Annotated in this window: 2 protein-coding genes; one reads left to right on the forward strand and one right to left on the reverse strand. The window is 35.9% G+C overall.

All coding sequences use genetic code 11. The features are described 5' to 3' along the window. Positions 1–705 precede the first annotated feature (705 nt). Positions 706–1,578 carry a photosystem I biogenesis protein BtpA gene (btpA, locus tag AFK68_RS06495; protein WP_094672066.1) on the reverse strand — a complete coding sequence of 291 codons (873 nt, stop codon included), beginning with the start codon at positions 1,576–1,578 and terminating at the stop codon, positions 706–708. A 1,318-nt stretch (positions 1,579–2,896) separates the two neighbouring features. Between btpA and AFK68_RS06500 the strand changes: the two genes are divergently transcribed. Beyond that, the coding region (locus AFK68_RS06500; protein ID WP_094672067.1) for an SGNH/GDSL hydrolase family protein at positions 2,897–3,765 on the forward strand (869 nt) is incomplete at its 3' end.

Raw genomic sequence — 3,765 nt, forward strand, 5'->3', positions numbered from 1 at the left:
GAAGTTTAGACTATAACTTTAGCTTTCTATAAGTTGTAGAATTACTTAGGATATTTAAGTATGTTAATGTTAATAATTAAAGGTTTTATTTTTTTAGGTTTTAAAGTGATATATAGCAATCTGCCCATAGGTCGCGGGTAATCAAAAAGTAGATAAAAAACTTGAAACTCCCGTCTGTTGACTGTTGCCTGTTGCCTCCATACCTAAAAGCGGTAATATTTTTATACACAAATAAAATAGGACTGCTATCTTGATAGATTATATCGGCCTAAATCAACAGAAACTATAAAGTCTTTTTATTGACCTTATTATTCGTAACATTCTTTTTTTAAATTGCTATAATAAACATAATAGGCACATTAGTTATGCAAGATTATGACAAAAGTTTGCCTAAACTTCCTACGCCAAAGGATTAGCTATAACTCAATTACAGCAATTTTGGACTTTATGAGGTACAAAATTTTAGGACTTTCGGGAATAGGGAATAGAAATTAGTATTAAACTTTACCTCACGATCTGGGCAAAGTGCTGTAATTTTTTTGCTTGTAGTTCATCTCACCGTTAAATCAAATATTATAACGGGAGTCCTCTAGCAAAATTTCCTCATAAATAAAATGGTGGCGATCGCCACCATAATTTGAACTGACCACCGATTAATTCCAGGACAGGACAGGAATAGTAGTGTCGGTGAATAACAATTTACTTTTAGATTGTTTTGATAGGGGAAGGAGAAGTTCTAGTTTCTGCTTCCCAATTCTGATAATCTTTTACCTTATTTGCTACACTCCGCCGAGTAGCTTCCACAAACTGACTCACACGAATAGGGTCTATTGGTTGGTCTATTTGTCCATGTCGTTTGAGGGAGCTAGATACAATGACGCCATCTGCAGCTTGCATCAAGGTAGAAATGTTTTCCCAGTTGGCACCACTACCTATAAATACTGGCGTACCTGCTGCTGCTGCAGTAGCTAATTCTAAATCTTCCAAACTAGGAGGACTTCCTGTGGCCCACCCAGAAAGAATCACCCCATCAGCGAGACCACGTTCAATAGTTTCTTGGACGGCTGTTGTTAGATTTGGCGAACCCAAGGGTCGGGCGTGTTTGACTAAAACATCTGCCAAGATTTTGACATTACTACCCAGTTCTCGACGATAACGTAAAAGTTGATGTGCTATACCTTCAATCAATCCCTGGTCTGTGGCCATAACTCCAGTCAGAACATTCACGCGGATAAATTGGGCTTCTACACAGGAAGCGATCGCCATAGCACTTTGGCCATCGTTACGCAAAACGTTAATCCCTATTGGTAGGGAAACCAAGTTCATAATCTTTTGTACTAACAGTGTCATAGCACTGACTACAGCCGGATCAACTTGGTCTTTAACAAAAGGAGCATCGAAAAAGTTTTCTACTATGATGCCATCTACACCTCCTGATGCAAGGGCTGTAGCTTCTCTTTCTGCTCTACTGATAATTTCTTGGAGGTCACCTCCCCAAAGGGGTGAGGTTGGCAGAGGTTGTAAATGTACTACCCCAATAATTGGATTTCTGGTTTTAAATATTTGCTTTAAGTCCACGGGTTTACCTGAAACCACGGTTATGTGAAGTTTACTCGCCGTTAACCGCAAGGGGTATAATGGGAGTTTCTCAACTTTGCAGTTTGAGTTTTCTGCTTCAAGGGCTGACTAAGGTCTAAGCCTCCACAGACAGCAACGATGAGACCCACCGCCGTTTAGCATCAGAGATTATGGCGACTCATTGACGTAGCAGTCAGCGGTCAGCAGTCAGCTATTAGCTTTTCACTGTGTATAATGGGGGGTTTCAATCCCCCATTAACACGCACCACTAATTTTTCAAATATAGTGGGGGACTTAAACCCTCGGATTTTAGCTGACAGCTAAATGCTGTTTGCGCAGCATTCCGTAAGGAAAAGCTAATAGCTAGTTAAGGACGCCCAATACGAGTTTTAGCTTTTCATGGGTTGACGCTTGACTTACTCAATTGAACCCCATACTCGTTAGTTTTTGTCTATGTTTTATTACAGGTGCTTTTTACCGCTACTCCTGATAGAAGTTATTTTAACATATTGTTTGTCAGGATTTTGAAGCCCCATGCCCAGCAATTCTCTTCTGGTTAAATTAAAGATTATAACGGAAGGTAAATTGCGAGATCGAGAAGGATAATTAAACCAACTTACTTACTCTATAGCTAAAAATATACTTAAAATTTGATTTCTGTATGACAATTTTAAGTAAAATCTAATTTACTTAAAATTATCTTAAAAACTATCAAAAAATTGCCAAAATACTGTACTCAAAAGTTATCGTGCAGAAGCAATTGAGTTACAATTTATTTGTGGTTGGATATTAATTATATATATAGCAATCCTCCGCATATTCGTGGCAAAAATCTTACTGCTTTTTAGGGAAGAGGGAATAGGGAACAGGGAACAGGAAGGAGTTTCAACTTTTTTATTTACTTTTTAATTTGTCACAACCTATTTAGGATTGCTATAGTAATTATCATACTGGTGAGGTCTAAAGTTGTAGGCTTTAGGGAACATTTTAAACTAGGAACAGTGAAAAGAAAAAAATCAAGACAACTGTACTTCATAAAGGATGAGAAATACTATATATTTATCCTATTTTTAGTTATGATTTTTGTAAAATTTGGGAGTGGATATAGAAGTTGCATAGAACGGTAGTAAGTCCTTAGCAGCTATAGTTGGAATGGTTTTGATTGGAATTGAGTTATTATTTAATTTAGGAAAATCTATTCAGGATTAGTATCAAGTAATCGAGGTTGACAAAAAAAGATTGATAACTCTAAAGTTTAAAACTAAATCATTGAAAGTAAAATCAATAATTGGCAAAATTTATTAGGAATTTTAGATTAGTGAAAGCTCTATTAATAGTTTCAGCAATTATAATTGGCTTATTGGGGATGTTAGAAATAGGACTCCGGTTAGTCGTTGGTTTTGGTAATCCTCTTACTTATAATGCAGATAGTCAAATTGGTTATCTTTTGAAACCAAATCAAAATGTGAGTCGCTTTGGCAACCAGATAAAAATTAATCAGTATTCTATGCGTTCTGAGCCGATACAAGAGTCAAGAGAAAATAGTAAATTGAGAATATTTTTAGTAGGAGACTCTGTGGCTAATGGTAATTGGTGGACTGACCAAGATGACACAATTTCTGCAATTATACAAAACCAATTAAATGAAAAATTAGGTCAAGATAAAACTGTTGAAGTTCTTAATGCTTCAGCTAATTCTTGGGGTCCTAGAAATGAACTTGCTTATTTAGAAAAGTTCGGTTTATTTGATTCTCAAACTATAGTATTACTGATTAATACTGATGATTTATTTGCTAAAGCACCTAGTTCATTAGTGGTAGGAGTAGATCGGAATTATCCAGACAAGAAACCTCCTTTTGCAATAGCTGAAGTGATAAGTCGTTATTTATTACCAGCACCAAAAGTTCCAGAGATTGAAGAAGAAGGAGATAGGGTTGATTTTAATTTAGAAGCGATTAAAAAAATCCAGGAAATTACTAATCAAAACAATGCTAAATTTATTCTAGCAATGACTCCTTTACTCCGGGAAGTAGGTGAACCAGGACCTCGTGATTATGAAATTAAAACTCGTGAACGTTTAGATAATTTTACTGTAGCTGAAAATATTATATATCTAGATTTATTACCTATTTTTAAATCTGTCTCAGAACCTGCTAATTTGTATAGAGACCATATTCATTTAAGTCC

The sequence above is a fragment of the Hydrocoleum sp. CS-953 genome (assembly GCF_002260545.1).
GTDB lineage: Bacteria > Cyanobacteriota > Cyanobacteriia > Cyanobacteriales > Microcoleaceae > Trichodesmium.